Origin of the sequence: Actinomadura rubrisoli, assembly GCF_004349215.1 — a bacterium.
Lineage (GTDB): Bacteria > Actinomycetota > Actinomycetes > Streptosporangiales > Streptosporangiaceae > Spirillospora > Spirillospora rubrisoli.
The window spans coordinates 26,632-46,436 of record NZ_SMKU01000027.1; the positions used below are offsets into that span (position 1 = coordinate 26,632).

Genomic DNA, 19,805 nt, shown 5'->3' on the forward strand with positions numbered 1-19,805 from the left:
ATGTCCGCCGATCCTGGCATCGTCATTGTTGGAGCAAGTCTCGCCGGAGCCAAAGCGGCGCAGGCACTTCGTCTCGACCACGGTTATGACCGCCCGATCACGCTTGTCGGCGACGAGCCTCATCTGCCGTACGAGCGTCCCGCGCTGTCCAAGGGCTACCTCCTCGGCACCACCGAGACCCGGGAACTCGACGTCCTGGAGCCGCGGTTCTATTCCGACCAGGACATCACCCTCGCCCTGGGCGCCCCGGCGACCGTCCTCGACCTCGATGCCCGGCGGGTGCGGACCGCCGGCGCCGCCGAGTTCGCGTTCTCGCGGGTGCTGATCGCCACGGGCTCCCGTGCCGGGAACCTCCAGGTGCCGGGCGCCGGCCTCGTCGGGGTCCACTACCTGCGCGACCGCGATGACAGCGAGCACCTTGGCGAGGCCCTGCGCGCAGCCGACCACGTCGTCATCGTCGGCGCCGGATGGCTCGGCTCCGAGCTCGCCGCCGCCAGCCATGCCCTCGGCAACCGCACCACCGTCATCGACCCGCTGCCCACGCCGCTGTACACCGTGCTGGGCGACGAGATCGGCGGGCTGTTCGCGCGCCGGCACCGCGACCACGGCGTCGACCTGCTCACCGGCGACGGCGTCGAGGCCGTCCTCGGCACGCACGCCGTCGAGGCCGTCCGAACGATCAAGGGCCGCCGGATCCCCGCCGACCTCGTCATCGTCGGCGTCGGCGCCGTCCCCAACACCGAGCTCGCCGAGGCTGCGGGCCTGCGCGTCGACGGCGGCATCCTCGCCGACCGGCACCTGCGCACCTCGCACCCGGCGGCCGTGGCCGCGGGCGACGTCGCCCGCCACCAGCATCCGCGCTACCTGAATCCCGTACGGATCGAGCACTGGGACAATGCCGTGGTCCACGGCACCGCCGCCGCGGCCACCCTGCTCGACAAGCCCGTGACGATCGATCACGTGCCCTATTTCTTCTCGACCCAGTACGGCTCCACGCTCGAATACGTCGGGTACCCGACGCGCTGGGACCGCGTCGTCACCCGCGGCGAACCCGATGCCCCCGGATTCACCGCCTTCTGGCTCGACGGCGCGACGCCCGTGGCCGCCATGACCATCGACAACTGGGGCGCCGCCGACCATCTCCGCGCCCTCGTCGCCGCCGCGCACCCCGCCGACCCGCGACGGCTCGCCGACGCCGGAACACCACTGCCGGATCTCCTGCCGAGCGCGCCGAGCCGCGCACTCTGAACGGTGTGCCATGGCCGACGTCTGCCCGCCGACAGCCACCGAGGCCTGGGGAGTCGTCGACGTCTGCTCACGGCTGCGGCAACTCGGCCACGTACAGGGAGAGGGGCTCCCGGCGAACCGGGAGCCCCACGGGAGCCGGGTTACTTGAGGGTGAGGCCGCCGGCCTGGAGTGCCTCGTCCAGCGGCTGGAAGTAGGACTGGTAGTTGGCCCGGCAGGCGCCGGTGGTGCCGCCGGAGACGATCCCGACCGCGGTGGTGCCGCTCTGCAGCGAGCCGCCGCTGTCACCGGGCTGGGTGCAGGCGGTGGTCTCGATCAGGCCGGTGACCGTGCCCTCCTGGTAGTTGACCGTGCGGTCGTAGCCGCGGATCGTCCCGGAGGTCGTGCCGGTCGTGGAGCCCTTCTTCTGGATCTGGGAGCCGACCGCCGGACGGCCGACCGTGGTCAGCTGGGCGTTGTTGTTCTGCAACGAGGTGTTGGTCACCTGAATCGTGCCGTAGTCGTTGCCGGGGAAGCTGCTGACGTCCCGGCTGCCGATGCTCTGGCCGTCCCTGGTCGTCCAGGTGGCGTACGCCTTGGTGCAGTGCCCGGCGGTGACGAGGTAGTCCGTCCCGCCCTTGACGCCGATGGCCGAGACCGAGCACCGCGCGCCGCCGGAGATGATCGCGTCGCCGGGCGCGACCATCGGGCGCGGTGCGGCCGGCACGCGCTTGATCTGGACGGTCTTGCCCATGGACGTGGCGCGCTTCACGAACGCCTTGGTGGCGGCGTCGTTGTCGCTCTTCGGCACACTCACGACGACGGTGTTGGAGACGACGTCGATGCCCCAGGTCAGCCCGACGGCGCCCTTGGTCCCGGCGAGGCGGTCGAGCCTGGTCTTGGAGTCGGTCAGCGGGCGGATGCCGTGATCGACGATCCGGGCCTTGGCGCCGGCGGCCGTGACCTGCCGGGCGGCGGCCGCGCTGGTGACGTTGACGACGAGGTTTCCCGTGCCGTCGATGTAGGAGCCCGCGTGCTGGGAGCCGAGCCGGCCGGTCAGCCGGTCGGCCAGCTTCTCCTGCGGGAGCTGGGCCTGCCGGACGGTTCCGGCCGAGTGCGTGTCGGCCGTCGCGGAAACGGTCCCGAACGCAGGGAGGGTGATCAGCGCCGCGGCACTCAGCAGTGGGGTGGCCACGCGTTTCAGGTGCATTCCACGGTTCACTCTGGTCCACCTTTCGCCACCGATCGCCGGTAGGCGTGGGCGGCAACTCGGGTTGCGGGGGGCACGCGCCTGACCACGCGAACCCGCCGGTGCGGGCCCGCGTGAAAGATGACGTGTGACAGTAAGGTACGTCGGCGAGCTGTCAGTAACCAGCTTTAAGCCACAACTGAAATTTCAGTGCATTATCAATGCGCACAATCGCCGAAGGCCCGCGCCGATATCAGGCGAAAAGCGCCAGGCCATGCGCTCCGTATAGCCCGCTGTACCGGAAATCGGCGCGCTGGCTGGATCGTCCGCACGCGCCCGGGCTCCTAGCGTCGAGACGCACGATCATCAACGGATGGTCGCCTTGTCCGGGAGCCGAACGCGTTTCCTCCGCTCCCGCCCTTTCAGGAGGATCTGTGAGCTCAAGAACGTCCATCACCACGAGGGCCGCCGCAGGAGGGACGGCCGCCGCGCGCTCTCTCCGCCTGGCCTTGGCCGCGTCCGCCGTGGCGCTGCTGTGGCTCGGCCTGACCGCGCCGTCCGCTCTGGCCGAACCCGTCCCGCCCCGGCCCGGCGGCACCGCGTCCACCATGATCATCGGTGGGGAGGACGCGACCGGCCCGTACTCGTTCATGGTGTCGCTGCAGACCCGGGAGGGGCACTTCTGCGGGGGCAGCCTGATCACCAGCCAATGGGTGGTGACCGCCCGGCATTGCTGGGACGTCAGGAAGCCCGAGGACGCTCAGCTGCGCATCGGCAGCCTCCGCAAGGACCAAGGCGGGACCACCCGCCGGATTGAGCGGCTCGTCGCGCACCCCGAGGGCGACTCGGCGACCCACGACATCGCGCTGCTCAAGCTCGACCGGCCCGTGTCCGGCGCGCCGGTCCCGCTGGACGTCCGGCGGCCCGCCGGTACCCCGGTGCGGCTGCTGGGATGGGGATGCGCCAGCGTGGGCTGCGGCCTGGAGGACCAGCCCGTGGTGCTGCAGCAGCTCGACTCGGCGATCCGGCAGCCCGACGCCTGCACCAACATCGTGAGGCCCATGGATCCGGCCTCCGAGGTCTGCACCGGGAACCCCGAGACCAAGGCCGGTCCCTGCTTCGGCGACTCCGGCGGGCCGCTGCTGCGCCGCACGGCCGCCGGCTGGAAGCTCATCGGCGCGTTCAGCCGGGTCAGGGTCGCGCCCCCGGACCCCGGCGAGCCCAACGAGCCCCCGAACTGCCGCAGCGGGATGGGCATCTACACCGACGTCCCCGCACACCGGGAATGGATCAACAGCGTGATCTCGTCCGCGGCCTAGAAGACCCTCGCGGGGGCACTGGCCGCACGCCCGGTTCCCCCGGCTGGTCGTCCTCCGGACGCCAGCTGGGGGAGTGTCAGAGGGGCAGGCTACGGTCGCGGGTATGGAGGAGTATGCGGTACCCATACTGCCCAGCCGGGATCTGGACGAGACCCTTGGCTTCTATGCGCGGCTCGGGTTCGAGGCGCGCGGGTCGTGGCCGGAGCACGGATACCTGATCGTGGTCCGGGGGAGCGTGGAGTTGCATTTCTCGCGCGAGTCCGACCACGATCCGCTGACCACGGCCGCCAGTTGCTATGTGAACGTCCGTGACGCGGACGCCCTGTACCGCGCATGGGACGAGATCGGGGTGGCCACCGACCCGGCCACGGGGAGCCGACTGGTGGCGCCTGTCGACACCGATTACGGGATGCGGGAATTCGCGCTCGTGGACGGCAGCGGGAACCTGTTGCGCATCGGCAGCTCGCTCTCGTCCGATTCCTGACGCGGTCTCCAGCCACGTCTCCCGTCGTCGACGACGACTGGGCCCCCTGGACGCCACTGCGCGGCTCGCGACGGCGGTAGTTTCTATAGATGAGCGATCGGCCCACACTGGACGACATCCGGCGCGCACCGAAGGTGCTGCTGCACGATCATCTCGACGGAGGGGTGCGCCCCGCCACCATCGTGGATCTGGCCCGGGAGACCGGGTACGGGGATCTGCCGACCATGGACGCCGACAACCTGCGGACATGGTTCACCGAGGCGTCGAACTCCGGGTCGCTGGAACGGTACCTGGAGACGTTCTCCCACACGGTGGGGGTCATGCAGTCCGCCGAGGCGCTGTCCAGGGTCGCCTACGAGTGCGCCGAGGACCTGGCCAAGGACGGGGTCGTCTACGCGGAGGTCCGGTACGCGCCCGAGCAGCACGTCAGCGCCGGGCTGACGCTGGAGCAGGTCGTGGAGGCCGTCCTGGACGGGTTCGCGCGCGGGCGCCGCGAGCACGGGATCCGGGTCGGGGCGCTGGTGACGGCGATGCGGCACCAGGCGCGGAGCATGGAGATCGCGGAGCTGGCCGTCCGGTACCGGGACGCCGGGGTCGTCGGGTTCGACATCGCGGGGGCCGAGGCCGGGTACCCGCCCACCAGGCACCTGGACGCGTTCGAGTACCTGCAGCGGGAGAACGCGCACTTCACCATCCACGCGGGCGAGGGGTTCGGGCTGCCGTCGATCTGGCAGGCGATCCAGTGGTGCGGCGCGGATCGGCTGGGGCACGGGGTCCGGATCATCGACGACATCGAGGTGGACGGGGGGACGCCGAGGCTCGGACGGCTCGCCGACTACGTGCGGGACAAGCGGATCCCGCTGGAGATGTGCCCCACGTCCAACATCCAGACGGGGGCGGCCAAGTCGATCGAGGAGCACCCGATCGGGCTGCTGCGGCGGCTGAGCTTCCGCGTGACGGTGAACACCGACAACCGGCTGATGAGCGGGACGACGCTGTCGGAGGAGTTCGCGAAGCTCGTCGACGCGTTCGGATACGGGTGGGACGACCTCCAGTGGTTCACGGTGAACGCGATGAAGTCGGCGTTCGCGCCGTTCACCGACCGGCTCGAACTGATCAATGGGGTGATCAAGCCCGGTTTCGCCCAGCTCAAGTGGAGCGGTGCCCGTCCACTGGCATGATCGTGCCATGACCATTCGTTCCACCGGCGGGCGCGTCGCCGCGTACGCCTGGCTGGTGTTCGCCGCGCTCAACCTGGCGGATCTGGCGTTCGGCCTCACCGGCGACACCCACTACAACCTGACGACGGCGACCATCGCGGTTCTGCTGCTGCTCGGCTGCGGGCTCGCGTACGCCATGGGCCTGCGGCCGGCGATCCTGGGGGACGAGGAGGCGGTCACGCTCCGCAACCCTCTGCGGGACGTGCGGGCGCCGTGGCGTGCCGTCCGGGAGATCCAGGGGACGCACGCGGTGGTGGTGCGGTTCGCCGGGCCGGACGGGGCGGAGCTGAAAGCGCGGGCGTGGGTGCACCAGACCTCGCCGCGCGCCCAGGCCAAGGCGGAGGCGCGCGCGCGGCGGGACGAGGGGAGCAAGGTGCCCGGCGCCCATCTGAAGGGCCGGACACCGGCGGCGTACGCGGCGCAGCAGCTGAACGAGATCCGCGACCGTCACCGTCCGCGGACGAGGTCGGGCGCGCCGGACAAGGCCGCGGCCGCCAAGGCGGATGCCTCGTCCACCACCGGGACGATCTCGTGGGCCCTCCCGGCCCTGGCGTCGCTGGCGATCCCGCTGGTGGCGCTGGTCGTGCTGGCGGTCGCGGCCCTCGTCAACTGAGCGCGAGGCCCGCCGTGAACCGAGCGGGAGTCCCCTCGTCAGCCGAGGGAGTCGTCGTCAGCCCAGCGCGAGGACGGCGGCGGCGCCGGTCCGGAGGGCGTCCAGCTCGGCGGCGGCGCGGGCCCGGGTCGCGGCGACGTCCCCGTCCACGGGAAGGACGACCTCCAGATAGCACTTGAGCTTCGGTTCCGTGCCGGACGGGCGGATCACGACCCGTGCCCCGCCAGCGAGGCGGAGGCGCAGGCCGTCGGTGGGCGGCAGGCCGTCCGCGCCGAGGGACAGGTCCTCGGACGACTCGACGGCGCGCCCGCCCAGCTCGGCGGGGGGGTCGGCGCGCAGCCGCGCCATCGCGGCGGTGATCAGCGACAGGTCCTGGACGCGGACGGAGAGCTGGGACGTGGCGTGCAGCCCGTACCGGCGGGCCTGGTCGTCGAGGAGGTCGAGCAGGGTGCGGCCGTTCCGCCGCGCCTCGGCGGCCAGGGCGGCGACGGCGAGGGCCGCGCCGATCCCGTCCTTGTCGTCGACCAGGACGCCCCGGTCGTCGCCGACGCTGTAGCCGAGGGCCTCCTCGTAGCCGAAGACGAGGCGGTCGCCGGGCGCCCCCGCCTTCATGATCCACTTGAAGCCGGTGAGGGACTCGGCGAACCGGACGCCGTGCGCGCGGGCGATCGAGCCGAGCAGGGACGACGAGACGATCGTCGTCGCGACCAGGCGGTCGTCGCCGGAGGTGTGCCGCAGGACATGCTCGGCGAGCAGGCCGCCGACCTCGTCCCCGGTCAGCGCCCGCCAGCCGGACGGGGTGGGCACCGCGACCGAGCAGCGGTCCGCGTCCGGGTCGTTGGCGATCACCAGGTCGGCGCCACGGGCGGCGGCGAGGGCCAGGGCCAGGTCGAGCGCGCCCGGCTCCTCCGGATTGGGGAACGCCACGGTCGGGAAGTCGGGGTCGGGCTCGGCCTGCTCCGCGACGACGGCGGGCGCGGGGAAACCGGCCCGGTCGAACGCGCGGAGCAGGACGTCGCGGCCGACGCCGTGCAAAGGCGTGTAGACGATCGAGATGTCGCGGGCGTCGCCGAGGCGGAGGCCCGTCACCGCGTCCAGGTAGAGGCCGGCGTCGTGGTGGACGGGCCAGTCCTTGCCGAGCGGCAGTTCGTCCACGCGTCCGACCGCGTCGATGGCGGCGGAGATCTCCGCGTCCTGCGGCGGGACGATCTGGGCGCCGTCGTCCCAGTACACCTTGTAGCCGTTGTCACGCGGCGGGTTGTGGCTGGCGGTGACCACGACGCCCGCCACCACGTCCTCGAACGTCCGCACGAAATGCGCCACGACGGGGGTCGGGACGGGACCGGCGAAGACCTCCGCGCGGAGCCCGGCGCCGGTCAGGACGGCCGCCGTGTCATCGGCGAACTGCCGTGATCCGTGCCGTGCGTCGAACCCGACGATCACACGGCCGCCCTTGGGGAGCCGCGCGGCGAGACCGGCGGCGGCGCGCATGACCGTCACCCGGTTCATCCGGTTCGGCCCGGCGCCCAGCTCGCCCCGGAGCCCCGCCGTACCGAACTCCAGCCGCGCGCCGAAGCGGTCCGCGAGGGCCTGCTCATCGCCCGCGTCCAGGACGGCTTGGAGCTCGGCACGGGTACCCGGATCGGGATCCTGGGCGAGCCACTCCCGGGCGTCCCGTCGAAGATCGTCCATGGCTTCGGAGCGTCTCACAGCTTGGTCAGGACGGTGCCGAGCAGGGCGCCCATCCGGCCGGCGGAGGCGCGTCCGGCCTCCAGGACCTCCTCGTGGTCCAGGGGCTCGTCCGACAGCCCGGCCGCGATGTTGGTGACCAGCGACACGCCGAGCACGTCCGCGCCGCCCTGGCGGGCCGCGATCGTCTCCAGGACGGTCGACATGCCGATCATGTCGGCGCCCATCGTCCGGAGCATGCGGATCTCGGCGGGCGTCTCGTAGGTCGGGCCGCGGAACGCCGCGTACACGCCCTCCGACAGCGTCGGGTCGACCTCCTTGGCGAGGGTCCGCAGCCGTCCCGAGTACGCCTCCGTCAGGTCCAGGAACGTCGCCCCGGTCAGCGGGTTCGCCCCCGACAGGTTCAGGTGGTCGGAGATCAGCACCGGGTCGCCCACGCGCTGGTGCTCGGGCCGCAGCCCGCCCGCCGCGTTCGTCAGGACCATCGTCTCCACGCCCGCCGCCAGCGCCGTCCGGACGCCGTGCACGACCGCGTCCACCCCCCGCCCCTCGTACAGGTGCGTCCGGCCGAGGAACACCAGGGCCCGGCGGCCGCCGACCTCCACGACCCGGATCCGCCCGGCGTGGCCCTCCACGGCGGGCGGCGCGAACCCGGGCAGATCGGTGACCTGGAGCTCGGCGACGGGCTCCCCGAGCGCGTCGGCCGCGGGGACCCAGCCGGAGCCCATCACCAGGGCGACGTCGAAGGAGTCGATGGAAGTGCGCGCGCGCAGCTCGTCCGCTGCGGCCCGCGCCAGTGCAAAGGCGTCGTTACTCACGTCGCCGACATTACAGGCGAGATCCCCCAGCTCAACGAACTAGAGTGTTTCCTACGGACCCCGGCCGCCGTGAGCGGCGCGCGGCTGGATGTAGATCCAAAAAGACGCGCTAGTCGCCGAGCGACGTGCAGGGACGAGCGCGCAGATCCTTGACGTAGTCGTCGGGCGCGCCCGCCTTCTCCGCCGCGTCCGCCAGGATCCCCAGATAGCGGGCGGACGGCAGCCCGCCCTCGTAGTCGTCCAGGACGTACAGCCAGCACAGCGCGTCGCCGTCCAGCGTCTGCACCCGGATCCGGATCTTGCGGTAGACGTTCAGCTCGGCGCCCTCCCAGGCGTCGAGTTCCGTCTCGTCCCAGGCGGGCACGTCGTAGATCACGACGAAGACCTGTTCGAACCGGTCCTCGACCACCGTCGCCAGGGCGCCGTCCCAGCCCTTGTCCTGCCCGCCGAAGGTCAGCCGCCAGCCGGTGAGCCAGCCCGTGCCGCGCATAGGGGAGTGCGGAGCCCGGCTCGCCATCTGCTCGGGATCCATGTTGGAGGCGTATGCCGCGTACAGAGCCACGTTGGCCAAGCGTACGCCACCCTTTTCCCGCGTCGGCGCCGAAGCCGCGTTAGCGGGACGGTTCACTGCCGCGAGTAGGAAACAATGGAAGATGTGACCCGCATCGTGATCATCGGAGGAGGCCCTGGCGGCTACGAGGCCGCTCTCGTCGCGGCGCAGCTCGGCGCCGACGTGACCGTCGTGGAGCGCGACGGCCCTGGCGGCGCCTGCGTGCTCACCGACTGCGTGCCCTCCAAGACGCTCATCGCCACCTCGACCCGCATGGCCGTCATGTCCGAGTCGGCGGGCCTCGGCCTGCGCTTCTCCGGCGGCCCGGACGGGATCGTCGGCGGCCTCGAAGCCGACATGGCCACCGTGAACAAGCGCGTCAAGGACCTCGCGCGGGCCCAGTCGTTCGACGTGGCCGAGCGGCTCGCCTACGAGGAGGTCAAGATCGTCCGGGGTGGGGCGCGGCTGGTGGAGCCGCACGTCGTCGCGGTCGGCGAGCGCCGTATCCGGGCCGACATCATCCTGCTCGCGACCGGCGCCACGCCGCGCGTCCTGCCCGGCGCCGAGCCCGACGGCGAGCGCATCCTCAACTGGCGCCAGCTGTACGACCTGCCCGAGCTGCCCGAGGAGCTGATCGTCGTCGGCTCCGGCGTCACGGGGGCCGAGCTGGCCGGGGCCTACCTGTCGCTGGGCTCGAAGGTCACGCTGGTGTCCTCGCGCGACCGGATCCTGCCGACCGAGGACGCGGACGCCGCGTCCGTCCTGCAAGAGGTCTTCCTGCGCCGGGGGATGAACGTCATGTCGCGGTCCCGGGCCGCGGGGGTGGAGCGGTCGGGCAACGGCGTGATCGTCACGCTGGAGGACGGGTCCAAGGTCGAGGGCACGCACTGCCTGATGACCGTCGGGATGGTCCCGAACACCCAGGGCATCGGCCTGGAGGAGATCGGCGTCCGCTGCGACGCGCGCGGCTTCGTGGAGGTCGACAAGGTGTCGCGGACGACCGTCCCGCACATCTACGCCTCCGGCGACTGCACCGGCGTGCTCATGCTGGCCTCGGTCGCGGGCATGCAGGGGCGCATCGCCATGTGGCACGCGCTCGGCGAGGCCGTCCAGCCGCTCAAGCTCGGTTGGGTCTCCTCCAACATCTTCACCGACCCCGAGGTCGCCTCGGTCGGCGTGACGCAGCACATGGTCGACTCCGGCGACGTCAACGCCCGGACGGTCATGCTGCCGCTGTTCACGAACGCGCGCGCCAAGATGCAGGGGTTCGAGGACGGCTTCGTGAAGCTGTTCTGCAGGCCGTCCACCGGAATCGTCCTGGGCGGGGTCATCGTCGCCCCGCGCGCGAGCGAACTGATCCTGGGCGTGTCGATCGCCGTCCAGCAGCACCTGACCGTCGACCAGGTCGCCCACACCTTCGCGGTGTACCCGTCCCTGTCGGGCAGCATCACCGAAGCGTCCCGCCGCCTCATGTCAGAACACGCGTACTAAACGCGACCCGGCCCAGCGGCCAACCTCGATTATCGCGCGAGCGCACGACCTGACCGGTGGGACGAAACCAAGGCGTCCCGCCGCTTCATGTCGGAACACGCATATGAGACGCGATCCGGCCCAACGACCTCAACGGTCGCGCGAGCGCGCGACCTGACCGGGGCTGCGAAGCCGAAGGCGAGCAGCCCCGGGAAGATCGCGAAGCGATTCGCGCTCGCACAAGCACGGTCAAGGCGCGAGCCGCTAGGCGAGCGCCTTGGGCCGGGATTGCTTGAACACCTTCAGAACCCGCCGAAGTCACCGCCCCCGCCGCCGCCGAAGTCACCGCCGCCGAAGTCCCAGCCGCCTCCGATGTCGCCTCCGTCGCCGCCGAAGCCGCCCATGTCGCCGCCGTAGCCCCCGCCGAAGCCGCCGCCCATCATCGAGCCGAGCATGGTGCCGATCATCATGCCGCTGAGCAGGTCGATGCCGCCGTAGCCGTAGTAGTAGCCGCCGGCGTACGGCGCGTACGCGGGTCCGGCGTCCCAGTACGGACGGCGCCCACCGCCATACGGGACCATGCGCACGTCAGGGTCGACCCCGTTCAGTACCGCTTCGGCGTCGGCGGCGCACGCCGGGACGGATCGCGCCACGCCCCCCGGAGGCGCCCACGTGACGTCCTGGACGGACGGCCCGTGCTGCGGGTTGAAGAAGCACGGCGCCCGCCGCTCGGGGATGGGCTCCTCGGCCAGCCGCGCGCGCGTGGCCGTCATGTAGTAGCGGCCGTCCTCCAGGGCGGTCGTGACGGTCTGCATGTCCTCGGGCTTGGCGGCACGTTCGGTCGCCGTCTTGGCGCTGTCATAGGAGTTCATGGCGCGCTCGTAGTCGGCGCGAGTGTCGGGGTCGAGATCCTTGTCCATGACGTCGAGATCCAGGCGCGCGATGTCCTCGCCGAGGAGCGTCACGTCCTCCTCGACCCCCGTCTTGAGATCGGCCATCTGCTGCGCCTGGCGCGTCCGGCGCCGCTGGCGGACGACCAGGAACACCCCTGCGGCCGCCGCCACCAGCAGGATCAGCACGCCGAGCGTCGCGTACCCGGCGACGGCCTTCGACCGGGCCTTGTCGTCGACCTTCTTCTCCGCGAGGTCGCCGAACTGGATCAGCCGGTCCTTCAGCGACGCGCCGTTGGTGCGCGTCGTGATCTGGTTGATCTCCTTGGTGTCGAGCTTCTTGGAGATCCCGCCCATCCGCCGGCCGTCGGCGGTGACGGCCACGTACGTCTGGCCCTTGCCGACGCGGTCGGCGACGGCCCGCAGCGTCTGGCCGACCTCGATCTTGCTGATGTCGTTGCGTACCACGACGGCGCGGATGTCGGCGTCGCCGTCCCGTCCGAGGGCGGCCTTGACCTGCTCCTGGTCCGCCGGGGACAGCGGCGACCCGGTCTCGGTGGTCACGTACAGCCGGGAGTCGATGAGGCCCTTGGCGATCTGCCCGACGGTGTCGTTCAGCGGCGGGGCGGCCGATCGGGCGCCCGCCACGGCCGCGGCGGCCGGTTGGGCGGACGCGGCGGTGGCGTGGGCCGGTGCGGTGAGGGTGAGCGCCAGCAGGACGGCGGCGACGGCCGCCGGGAACGCGCCGCGGCGGGCCGCCCGGATGGTCGGAGTCTCGGAGCTCATGATGTCTGTTTGCCCCCTTTAACAGCTATGACGTCCGAGGGCGAGGACTCGTTCCGCGACCCGGCCCTCACCGGGGAGCCCGCTGACCATGAACCCTGCCCCGTCAGGCGCCGGGAAACCGTCCGCACCGCCATGGACCGCAGCATCCGCCGCATACGGGAAACGGGAGGACCGCCCGGAGGCGTCCTCCCGTCTCGCCACGGCGGGTACGGCGCCCGGTCAGGAGTCCTTGATCTCGCAGATCGTGGCGCCGCTGGAGACCGTCTGGCCGACCTCGGCGGACAGGCCGGTGATCGTCCCGGCCTTGTGCGCGGTGAGCGGCTGCTCCATCTTCATCGCCTCCAGGACGACGACGGCGTCGCCCGCGGCCACGGTCGCGCCGTCCTCGACGACGATCTTGACGATGGTGCCCTGCATGGGGCTGACCAGGGAGTCGCCGGACGCCTGGGCGCCAGCGGCCTTCGTGCCGGCGCGCCGCCTGCCCGGCGCGGACGTGCCCGCCGCCGGGGCCGCGGAGGCGCCGAGGCCCGCGGGCAGGACGACCTCGATGCGCCGGCCGCCGACCTCGACCGTGACGCGCTCCCGCTCGCCCTCGTCCGCCTCGTCCCCGGGGGCGGGGGCCGGGTAGGGCTCGATCCGGTTGTCGAACTCGGTCTCGATCCACCGGGTGTGGACGGAGAACGGCTCGTCGTCGTCGGCCGGGACGAACGCCGGATCGTCCAGGACGGCCCGGTGGAAGGGCAGCACGGTCGGCATGCCGTCGATCACGAACTCGGCCAGGGCCCGCCGCGACCGCTCGACCGCCTGTCGGCGGGTCGCGCCGGTGACGATCAGCTTGGCGATCAGCGAGTCGAACGCCTGCGGGACGGTCTGCCCGGCGCCGTAGCCGGCGTCCAGGCGGACCCCGGGGCCCGTCGGCGGCTCCCATGCGGTCAGGGTGCCGACGGCGGGCAGGAAGCCGCGCCCGGCGTCCTCGGCGTTGAGGCGGAACTCGATGGAGTGCCCGCGCAGCTCGGGGTCGCCGTAGCCGAGCTCCTCGCCGTCCGCCACGCGGAACATCTCCCGGACGAGGTCGATCCCGGAGACCTCCTCGGTGACGGGGTGCTCGACCTGGAGCCGGGTGTTGACCTCCAGGAACGAGATCGTCCCGTCCTGGCCGACGAGGAACTCGCACGTCCCCGCGCCGACGTACCCGGCCTCCTTCAAGATGGCCTTGGACGAGCCGTACAACAGTTCGAGCTGCGCCTCGGACAGGTACGGCGCCGGGGCCTCCTCGACCAGCTTCTGGTGCCGCCGTTGCAGCGAGCAGTCGCGGGTCGACACGACCACGACGTTGCCGTGCTGGTCGGCCAGGCACTGCGTCTCGACGTGCCGGGGCTTGTCCAGGTAGCGCTCGACGAAGCACTCGCCCCGTCCGAACGCGCCCACGGCCTCGCGCACGGCGGAGTCGTACAGCTCGGGCACCTCTTCGAGGGTGCGGGCCACCTTCAGGCCGCGCCCGCCGCCGCCGAACGCCGCCTTGATGGCGATCGGCAGGCCGTGCTCGCGCGCGAACGCGACGACCTCGTCCGCGCCCGAGACCGGGTCCTTGGTGCCGGCGACCAGCGGCGCGCCCACCTTCTGGGCGATGTGCCGGGCCTGCACCTTGTCGCCCAGCGCGGTGATCGCCGCCGGCGGCGGACCGATCCAGGTCAGGCCGGCGTCCTGCACCGCGGCGGCGAAGCCCGCGTTCTCGGCCAGGAACCCGTAGCCGGGGTGGACGGCGTCCGCGCCGGACTCGGCCGCGATCTTCAGAAGCTTGCCGATGTCCAGATAGCTCTCGGCCGCGGTCCGCCCGCCCAGGGCGAACGCCTCGTCGGCGACCCGAACGTGCAGCGCCTCCAGATCCGGCTCGGCGTACACCGCCACACTGGCCAGCCCCGCGTCGCGACAGGCACGGGCTATACGGACCGCGATCTCACCGCGGTTGGCGATCAGGACCTTGCGCACGTGGGTCTCCTCCCTAACCTCGCACCGGGCAGTCTAGATAGTCACCCTTCCGGGATTTCGTAAGCCCCTCCTTATGGACGGATTCGCCCGAAGAACCGTAGTTCTGATCGATAAGGCCCCGGGATGGGCGGATCCGCGCCAGACTCCCGTCCGTCTGATCAGGAACCCGGGGGCCGAACGGCCCGGGCGGGGAGAGGAGCTGGCCGTGGCTAAGAAGGAGACCTCCGGCGCGATGTCGGGACTGCGCGCGCCGCGCAGGAGCACCGCGATCACCATCGCGGTGATCCTGGCCGTGGTGGTCCTGCCTGTGCTGAGCGCCCTGCTCGGCGGCTACGAGCGCACCAGCGGCGGCGAGATCGCGGTCGTTCGCAACGGCGGTTTCTTCGACAACAACAAGATCCGCCAGGTCATCGACCCCGGCTCCGGACGCACCTGGGTCGGCCTGTACTCCAAGGTCCACAAGTACCCGGCGCAGCAGCGCTTCTACACGATCACCTCCGACGCCGACAAGGGCGACGAGTCCGGCGTGGACGTCGTCACCGTGCCCAGCTCGGACGGCGTCAACATGGGCATCGAGGGGACGCTGTACTTCACCCTCAACCAGGACCACCAGTCCCTCAAGGAGTTCGACGACAAGTACGGCACCCGCAAGTTCCGCAGCGCGAACGGCAAGACCTACTCCCCGTTCGACGGCGACAAGGGCTGGTCGGCGTTCCTCGACCAGATCGTCCGCCCGGTGATCGACAACGACCTGCGCAGCCAGGTCAACAGCTTCCGCTGCGCCGAGCTGGTCTCGTCCTGCGCCCTGGTGCAGAACGCCTCCGCGCCCCCGCAGCAGCGCAACGCCCGCACCGGGGCCGTGGTGCCGGAGAGCAACAACGGCAACATCGCCAAGGTCCAGAACGCGATCAACACCAGCCTGGCCGCGGACCTGCAGTCGACGCTGGGCGGCAGGTTCGTCACCAACATCCACTTCAACCTGGTCCGGGTCACGCTGCCGGAGAAGGTGCAGGACGCGGTCGACCGCGCCCAGGCCGCCTTCGCCCAGGTCAGCGAGGCCCAGGCGAAGGTCGCCACGGCCAGGGCCGAGGCCGCCGCCAACAAGGCCCGCCAGGACGGCTACAACAAGTGCCCGACCTGCGCGAGAATCGAGGAGCTGAAGGCGCTCCCCCAGGGCATCACGGTCTACGCGCCGGGGAACCCGAACGGGTCGCTCCTGCCGCGGCGGTGACGAGGAGGCGGTCATGAGGTTCCTGGTCCTCCTGGCGATGCTCGCGCTGGCCGCCGTCGTGATCGTCCTGGTGCTCTACGCGCTCGGCGGCCTCTCGCCGGACGGACGGCGCCGGACGCCTCCCGAGGTCCGCTGGGAGGCCGACACCGAGTCGTCCGGCGGCGTGACCACCGTGATCGTCCGGCACGTCGCGCGGGACGCGGCCGGGCTGGTGACCGAGCACGGCCGCCAGACGATCGCCGCCATCCCGGACGACGCTCCGGACTGGGAGATCCGCTACCACGACGCCATGGCCCAGGCCCGCTCCCGTGTGGCCGCCCTGGGCAGCGAAGCCGACTGACCCTCGTCCATGCCGAAGGCCCGCACCCTTCGGGGTGCGGGCCTTCGCGGTGCCGACGGGCCGGTGGCCGTCAGCTCCGCGGACGGTTGTAGCGGCGGTTGAACTTCTCGACCGCGCCGGTGGAGTCCAGCGCGCGGTTCTTGCCCGTGTAGAACGGGTGGCTCGCCGAGGACACGTCCACGTCCACCACCGGGTAGGCGCGGCCGTCCTCCCACTCGATCGTCTGGCTGGTCACGGCCGTCGACCGGGTCAGGAAGGCGACGCCGGCGCCGCGGTCGCGGAACACGACGGGACGGTACTCCGGATGGATGTTCTTCATCGTTCCTCCGATCGGACGGGGTGGCTTCTCAGGTCCTCGACGGTGTAAACATAACGATAACCGTTTTCATTCCAGGAGGAGCGAGTGCCGAGCATCCCCGTCGCCATCGTGTCCGGCCTGCACGCCGAGGCCCGCGGAGAGACCGTGCGCCGGCTCCTGACGTCCACCCCGCACGCGGTCGCCGTCCATCACGACCTGCGCGGATTCCCCCAGGGCCGCGTCGACCGCGTCGTCCTGGACGCCTGGGGCATCCGCGAGCGCACCGAGGTCCCGATCGCCCACGGGTGCGCGTCCTGCACGATCCGCGAGGACGTCCAGCCCGCCATCGAGGGCCTCGCCGCCGACGCCCGGCTCCTCGTCGTGGAGACGTGGGGATCCGTCGAACCCCGCGCCATCGCGTCCGAGGTGAGCAAGGTCACAGGCGTGCGGCTCGCCGCCGTCCTCACGGCCGTCGACCCCGGCGCCCTCCTGGACGATCTGAGCTGCCGCGACCGGCTCGCCACCCGCGCGCTCACCGCCGCCGCGACCGACGAGCGGCATGTGGCGGAGACGCTCGCCCGGCAGATCGAGTACGCGTCGGGCCTGGTCCTCGGCGAGGGCACGGCGCCCGAGCCCGCACGGACCGTCCTGGAGCACCTCGGCGCGGGCACCCCCGTGACGGCGCTCGACGACCTGCTCTGCCCCACCGGGCCGGTCTCCGCCGACGACCTCGCCGCCAAGGTGTCCCCGGCGACCGTCCGGCTGCCCTGCGACCGCGACTCGGGCGACGTCGCCACCGTCGTCTGGCGGCGGCTCCGGCCCCTGCACCCGGCCCGCCTCCACGACGCCCTGCGCGACCTCGCCGCCGCCGCCGTCCGCAGCAGGGGCCGCTTCTGGATCGCCAACCGTCCGAACACCCTGCTGTCCTGGGACTGCGCCGCCGGGCTGCTCGCGATCGAGGACCACGGCCCCTGGCTCGCCGCCCGTCCCCGGGCGGCCTGGACGCGGGAGCCGCCCGCCCGGCGCATCGCCGCCGCGCTCGACTGGCGCCCCAAGATCGGCGACCGCACGCAGCTCATCGCGTTCACCGGCCCCGCCCTCGACCGCGCCGCCCTGTTCGCCGTCCTGGACGGCTGCCTCCTCACCGAGGACGAGATGCTCGCCGGCTCCACGACCTGGGAGACCTATGCCGACCCCTTCGCAGGGGTCCTCGATTGAGCCCGGCCGGTGTATCTTCGCCTCTGTTCTGCGGAGGAGGCCGATGGTTCGCCAATGGACCCGGGCCGGCCTGGCGGTCGCCGTGGCCGGCTGCACGCTGCTGCCCTCCGCGTCCGCCTTCCGCGACGCCGCCCCCACGCTGGACGCCGACACCACCCGGCAGCTCACCGTCGCCGCGGGCACCCTGCTGGACCGCCGCTCGCAGGCCCTCGTCCAGCAGCGGCACGGCGACCGCCGCCCGCCCGCGGAGATCCTCGGCGTCCGGATCTCCCCGCGGGTCGCCGGCGTCCAGGAACGGGCCGTCCGCGAACTGGAGACCCGCAACCGCGCCCCGGTCGAAGGCGGCCCCGCCTACACCGGCGCCCGCACCCGCCTGGACGGCGGCAAGGCCGTCCGGACCGGCGACCGCATCACGCTGGAGGCCGTCGAGCACACCGAGGTGCGCTACGACAGCGGCAAGCTCACCCAGTCGGTCCGCCGCCGGTTCGAGTTCCGCGCCCGGGGCGAGGAGATCACCCTCGTCGGCGAGCACGTCCTCGACCCGGCCGCCCGCCCGGTCAACGACCCGGACCTCCCCGCCCGTTGAGCCCCTTGCGCTTTCCCCTTCCACGTGTCCCCGCGTTCGCCGAGAATGTGCCGTCCGCCTGATTCGGGGCCTCGCTCTGAAAATCCCTTGACGCACAGTAATGAAGGAGGTCACGGGATTGCGGAGCGTCACCCCGCCGCAACGATTGGTGTCCACATCCGGTCATCCCCAGATGGTTGGAATGTGGCCGTTTCGGAAGAGGTTTCGCTGGGCACCGCTGGATTCGGGTGATCGGACGGGCGTAGGCTGTCGCCATTCTTTACGCATGGCCCGAAAACGTTCCAGCCAAGTCCGCGCAGGCGGGCGACGAAAGGTCGAGCGATGAGCGGTGACAAGCGCGGCGCCAACATCGGCGAGCTGGAAGAGCTCTCCCGGATCTTCAGCAAGCACTCCAAGAACCTCGATGCCCTGATCAAGGACCTCAACGGCCGCACGGTGAGCAGCTCCCAAGCCTGGTGGGGCCCCGGCGCCGACCGCTTCCGGTCCGCGTGGGCCGAGGCCAAGACCGCCTTCGACAAGATGGCCGTCGCCCTGGAGCAGGGCAGCCAGGACATCAAGAAGTCCCAGCAGAACATCGAGGCCGCCACCCGCTGACGCCTCCCCACAGACCGCGGGTCCCGGCCCATCCCCCCGAGGTCGGGGCCCGCACCATTTCCCCCGTCGGCGACTCCGGAGGAGCGGCGTGAAAGAAGCCGACGCCGTCCTGTTGCAATTCATCCTCAGCCGTATCCAGACCCTCTCGGACGAGCACTGGCACACGTTCACCTCGTCCCGCAAGGCCATGGACGATCACGCCTGGGTCGGCGGCACCTCGTCCCACGGCTTCGCCGGCAAGCTGGAACGCAACGACGCGGCCCTCCACGCCGAACTGCGCAAGGCCCTCCAACTCGTCCAAGACAAGCTCCGCCAGTGAAGGACGACTGGCCCGGCCCGGACACCTGCGGCGTGAAGCTCGCGCAGTTCGAGCACATGACCCAGCAGATGACACAGGCGGCGCCCAGGCTGGAACAACTGGCCGACGAACTGTGGCAGGCCCTGAACGGCGCCGGGGTCAGCACCGCCCCCGCGATGGAGATCAAAAGGATCGCCGCCTGGGCCGGCCAGGCCGCCTCCGACCTCCGCAGGCGGAACCTACTCGTCCACGACCTGGATCGGCAGAAGCTCGCCTTCACCGTCTGCCGCCCCGACGGTACCTACCTCACGCTCCCCGACCGCTACACCGACCAGGTCGCCTACGCCGACGGCCGCCGCGCCGCGGAACTGTTCCGCCGCGCCGCGTCCGGTGACGCCTCCGCCCAGTCGGCGTTGCGCGGCATCCAGCCGGACGACATCACCCCGATGTTCGCCAGGGCGCTGATCGAATCGCTCGGTGCCCGGGCACTGGTCAAGCTCCCGATGTCCCTCACGTTCCGGATCGTGGGCGACCGAGACCAGCGCCACGCCGCCGACACCAGGGCGACCCTCGCCCTCCTCGGCCGCGCCCTCGCCCTCGCCACCGACCCGAACGGCAAGGGCTACGTCGGCGGCGAATACCTCAACGCCCTGCGTACCGCGGGCCGTGCCAACTTCCCGCCGCTCAGCACGCCGCCCAACGGAACGTCCGGCTACCAGTCCCTGGCCACCCTGATCGGCTCCAGCAGCGGCACCCGCTTCTCCGCCCACTTCATCGACGTCGTCGGCAACGACATGATCGCCTACGACACCGGTCTCCGGAAATCCCTCGGCCAGGCGCCCCTGCCCGACCTTACCGGCGAGTACGGCCTCGGTAACGCCCTGGACCCGTCCACGACCAAGCCCATCCCCGGCGAACGCAAGACCGACTTCCTCGCCCCCCTCTTCGAAGCGGCCGCCGCCTCCGGCAAGGCCGCCTCCCAGGCCCTCCTGACCCAC

The 19,805-nt window shown here is 71.6% G+C and carries 20 protein-coding genes; 13 read left to right on the top strand and 7 right to left on the bottom strand.

What is annotated here, in order from left to right:
* Window positions 1-1,248, top strand: a complete 1,248-nt coding sequence (locus E1298_RS08610; protein ID WP_131890807.1) for an NAD(P)/FAD-dependent oxidoreductase — start codon at window positions 1-3, stop codon at window positions 1,246-1,248.
* A gap of 140 nt (window positions 1,249-1,388) precedes the next feature.
* Here the strand turns inward: E1298_RS08610 and E1298_RS08615 are convergent, their stop codons facing one another.
* Window positions 1,389-2,447: a S1 family peptidase gene (locus E1298_RS08615; RefSeq protein ID WP_131890810.1), complete on the bottom strand. Its 1,059-nt coding sequence runs from the start codon at window positions 2,445-2,447 to the stop codon at window positions 1,389-1,391.
* A gap of 401 nt (window positions 2,448-2,848) precedes the next feature.
* Here E1298_RS08615 and E1298_RS08620 point away from each other — a divergent pair, with 401 nt between their 5' ends.
* The 4 genes from E1298_RS08620 (at window position 2,849) to E1298_RS08635 (ending at window position 6,050) form a co-directional block, all read left to right on the top strand.
* Complete coding sequence (locus E1298_RS08620) at window positions 2,849-3,733, top strand: S1 family peptidase (RefSeq protein WP_165975371.1); 885 nt, start codon at window positions 2,849-2,851, stop codon at window positions 3,731-3,733.
* 103 nt (window positions 3,734-3,836) lie between these two features.
* Window positions 3,837-4,217, top strand: coding sequence for a bleomycin resistance protein (locus E1298_RS08625; RefSeq protein WP_131890815.1), 381 nt, complete (start codon window positions 3,837-3,839; stop codon window positions 4,215-4,217).
* A gap of 89 nt (window positions 4,218-4,306) precedes the next feature.
* Window positions 4,307-5,398: an adenosine deaminase gene (locus E1298_RS08630; protein ID WP_131890818.1), complete on the top strand. Its 1,092-nt coding sequence runs from the start codon at window positions 4,307-4,309 to the stop codon at window positions 5,396-5,398.
* A gap of 7 nt (window positions 5,399-5,405) precedes the next feature.
* Window positions 5,406-6,050 carry a PH domain-containing protein gene (locus E1298_RS08635; protein WP_131890821.1) on the top strand — a complete coding sequence of 215 codons (645 nt, stop codon included), beginning with the start codon at window positions 5,406-5,408 and terminating at the stop codon, window positions 6,048-6,050.
* Between the two features lie 57 nt (window positions 6,051-6,107).
* On the opposite strand, the gene E1298_RS08640 is transcribed toward E1298_RS08635, so the two are convergent.
* From E1298_RS08640 to E1298_RS08650, 3 genes are all read right to left on the bottom strand, one after another.
* Entirely contained in the window at window positions 6,108-7,742 is a 1,635-nt protein-coding gene (locus tag E1298_RS08640; protein WP_131890824.1) for a phospho-sugar mutase, read from the bottom strand.
* Between the two features lie 14 nt (window positions 7,743-7,756).
* A complete protein-coding gene (locus E1298_RS08645) occupies window positions 7,757-8,557 on the bottom strand; it encodes a purine-nucleoside phosphorylase (protein ID WP_207944512.1) in 801 nt (266 codons plus the stop codon).
* Window positions 8,558-8,666: 109 nt separating this feature from the next.
* Window positions 8,667-9,119, bottom strand: a complete 453-nt coding sequence (locus E1298_RS08650) for a gamma-glutamylcyclotransferase family protein (RefSeq protein WP_131890867.1) — start codon at window positions 9,117-9,119, stop codon at window positions 8,667-8,669.
* Between the two features lie 93 nt (window positions 9,120-9,212).
* Between E1298_RS08650 and E1298_RS08655 the strand changes: the two genes are divergently transcribed.
* On the top strand, window positions 9,213-10,598 hold the full coding sequence (locus E1298_RS08655) for an NAD(P)H-quinone dehydrogenase (RefSeq protein ID WP_131890829.1): 1,386 nt from the start codon (window positions 9,213-9,215) through the stop codon (window positions 10,596-10,598).
* Window positions 10,599-10,879: 281 nt separating this feature from the next.
* On the opposite strand, the gene E1298_RS08660 is transcribed toward E1298_RS08655, so the two are convergent.
* Window positions 10,880-12,253 carry a hypothetical protein gene (locus tag E1298_RS08660; RefSeq protein ID WP_131890832.1) on the bottom strand — a complete coding sequence of 458 codons (1,374 nt, stop codon included), beginning with the start codon at window positions 12,251-12,253 and terminating at the stop codon, window positions 10,880-10,882.
* Between the two features lie 219 nt (window positions 12,254-12,472).
* Entirely contained in the window at window positions 12,473-14,242 is a 1,770-nt protein-coding gene (locus E1298_RS08665; RefSeq protein WP_131890834.1) for an acetyl/propionyl/methylcrotonyl-CoA carboxylase subunit alpha, read from the bottom strand.
* Window positions 14,243-14,447: 205 nt separating this feature from the next.
* On the opposite strand from E1298_RS08665, the gene E1298_RS08670 reads away from it, so the two are divergent.
* Both E1298_RS08670 and E1298_RS08675 read left to right on the top strand, forming a co-directional pair.
* Window positions 14,448-15,473 (top strand): SPFH domain-containing protein, encoded by a 1,026-nt coding sequence (locus E1298_RS08670; RefSeq protein WP_243725459.1) that lies wholly within the window; start codon window positions 14,448-14,450, stop codon window positions 15,471-15,473.
* A 13-nt stretch (window positions 15,474-15,486) separates the two neighbouring features.
* Window positions 15,487-15,813, top strand: coding sequence for a hypothetical protein (locus E1298_RS08675; RefSeq protein ID WP_131890837.1), 327 nt, complete (start codon window positions 15,487-15,489; stop codon window positions 15,811-15,813).
* Between the two features lie 70 nt (window positions 15,814-15,883).
* Here E1298_RS08675 and E1298_RS08680 read toward each other — a convergent pair whose 3' ends face one another.
* The gene (locus tag E1298_RS08680; protein WP_131890839.1) at window positions 15,884-16,132 is read right to left on the bottom strand and encodes a type B 50S ribosomal protein L31; all 249 of its coding nucleotides are present in this window, start codon (window positions 16,130-16,132) and stop codon (window positions 15,884-15,886) included.
* An 84-nt stretch (window positions 16,133-16,216) separates the two neighbouring features.
* Here E1298_RS08680 and E1298_RS08685 point away from each other — a divergent pair, with 84 nt between their 5' ends.
* From E1298_RS08685 to E1298_RS08705, 5 genes are all read left to right on the top strand, one after another.
* Complete coding sequence (locus E1298_RS08685) at window positions 16,217-17,329, top strand: GTP-binding protein (RefSeq protein ID WP_131890842.1); 1,113 nt, start codon at window positions 16,217-16,219, stop codon at window positions 17,327-17,329.
* A gap of 43 nt (window positions 17,330-17,372) precedes the next feature.
* Window positions 17,373-17,915: a hypothetical protein gene (locus E1298_RS08690; protein WP_131890845.1), complete on the top strand. Its 543-nt coding sequence runs from the start codon at window positions 17,373-17,375 to the stop codon at window positions 17,913-17,915.
* 321 nt (window positions 17,916-18,236) lie between these two features.
* Window positions 18,237-18,509, top strand: a complete 273-nt coding sequence (locus E1298_RS08695) for a WXG100 family type VII secretion target (protein WP_131890848.1) — start codon at window positions 18,237-18,239, stop codon at window positions 18,507-18,509.
* 88 nt (window positions 18,510-18,597) lie between these two features.
* Window positions 18,598-18,828 (top strand): hypothetical protein, encoded by a 231-nt coding sequence (locus E1298_RS08700; RefSeq protein WP_131890851.1) that lies wholly within the window; start codon window positions 18,598-18,600, stop codon window positions 18,826-18,828.
* Window positions 18,825-19,805, top strand: a 981-nt coding sequence (locus tag E1298_RS08705) for a hypothetical protein (protein WP_131890854.1), incomplete at its 3' end; no start/stop codon positions are given. The genes E1298_RS08700 and E1298_RS08705, both read left to right, overlap by 4 nt.

Bases quoted from the DNA above. Each gene is read 5' to 3' on its own strand.
- E1298_RS08630 (WP_131890818.1), top strand. From the start codon at position 4,307: ATGAGCGATCGGCCCACACTGGACGACATCCGGCGCGCACCGAAGGTG.
- E1298_RS08635 (WP_131890821.1), top strand. From the start codon at position 5,406: ATGACCATTCGTTCCACCGGCGGGCGCGTCGCCGCGTACGCCTGGCTG.
- E1298_RS08610 (WP_131890807.1), top strand. From the start codon at position 1: ATGTCCGCCGATCCTGGCATCGTCATTGTTGGAGCAAGTCTCGCCGGA.
- E1298_RS08675 (WP_131890837.1), top strand. From the start codon at position 15,487: ATGAGGTTCCTGGTCCTCCTGGCGATGCTCGCGCTGGCCGCCGTCGTG.
- E1298_RS08690 (WP_131890845.1), top strand. From the start codon at position 17,373: ATGGTTCGCCAATGGACCCGGGCCGGCCTGGCGGTCGCCGTGGCCGGC.
- E1298_RS08625 (WP_131890815.1), top strand. From the start codon at position 3,837: ATGGAGGAGTATGCGGTACCCATACTGCCCAGCCGGGATCTGGACGAG.
- E1298_RS08680 (WP_131890839.1), bottom strand. From the start codon at position 16,132: ATGAAGAACATCCATCCGGAGTACCGTCCCGTCGTGTTCCGCGACCGC.
- E1298_RS08640 (WP_131890824.1), bottom strand. From the start codon at position 7,742: ATGGACGATCTTCGACGGGACGCCCGGGAGTGGCTCGCCCAGGATCCC.
- E1298_RS08660 (WP_131890832.1), bottom strand. From the start codon at position 12,253: ATGAGCTCCGAGACTCCGACCATCCGGGCGGCCCGCCGCGGCGCGTTC.
- E1298_RS08695 (WP_131890848.1), top strand. From the start codon at position 18,237: ATGAGCGGTGACAAGCGCGGCGCCAACATCGGCGAGCTGGAAGAGCTC.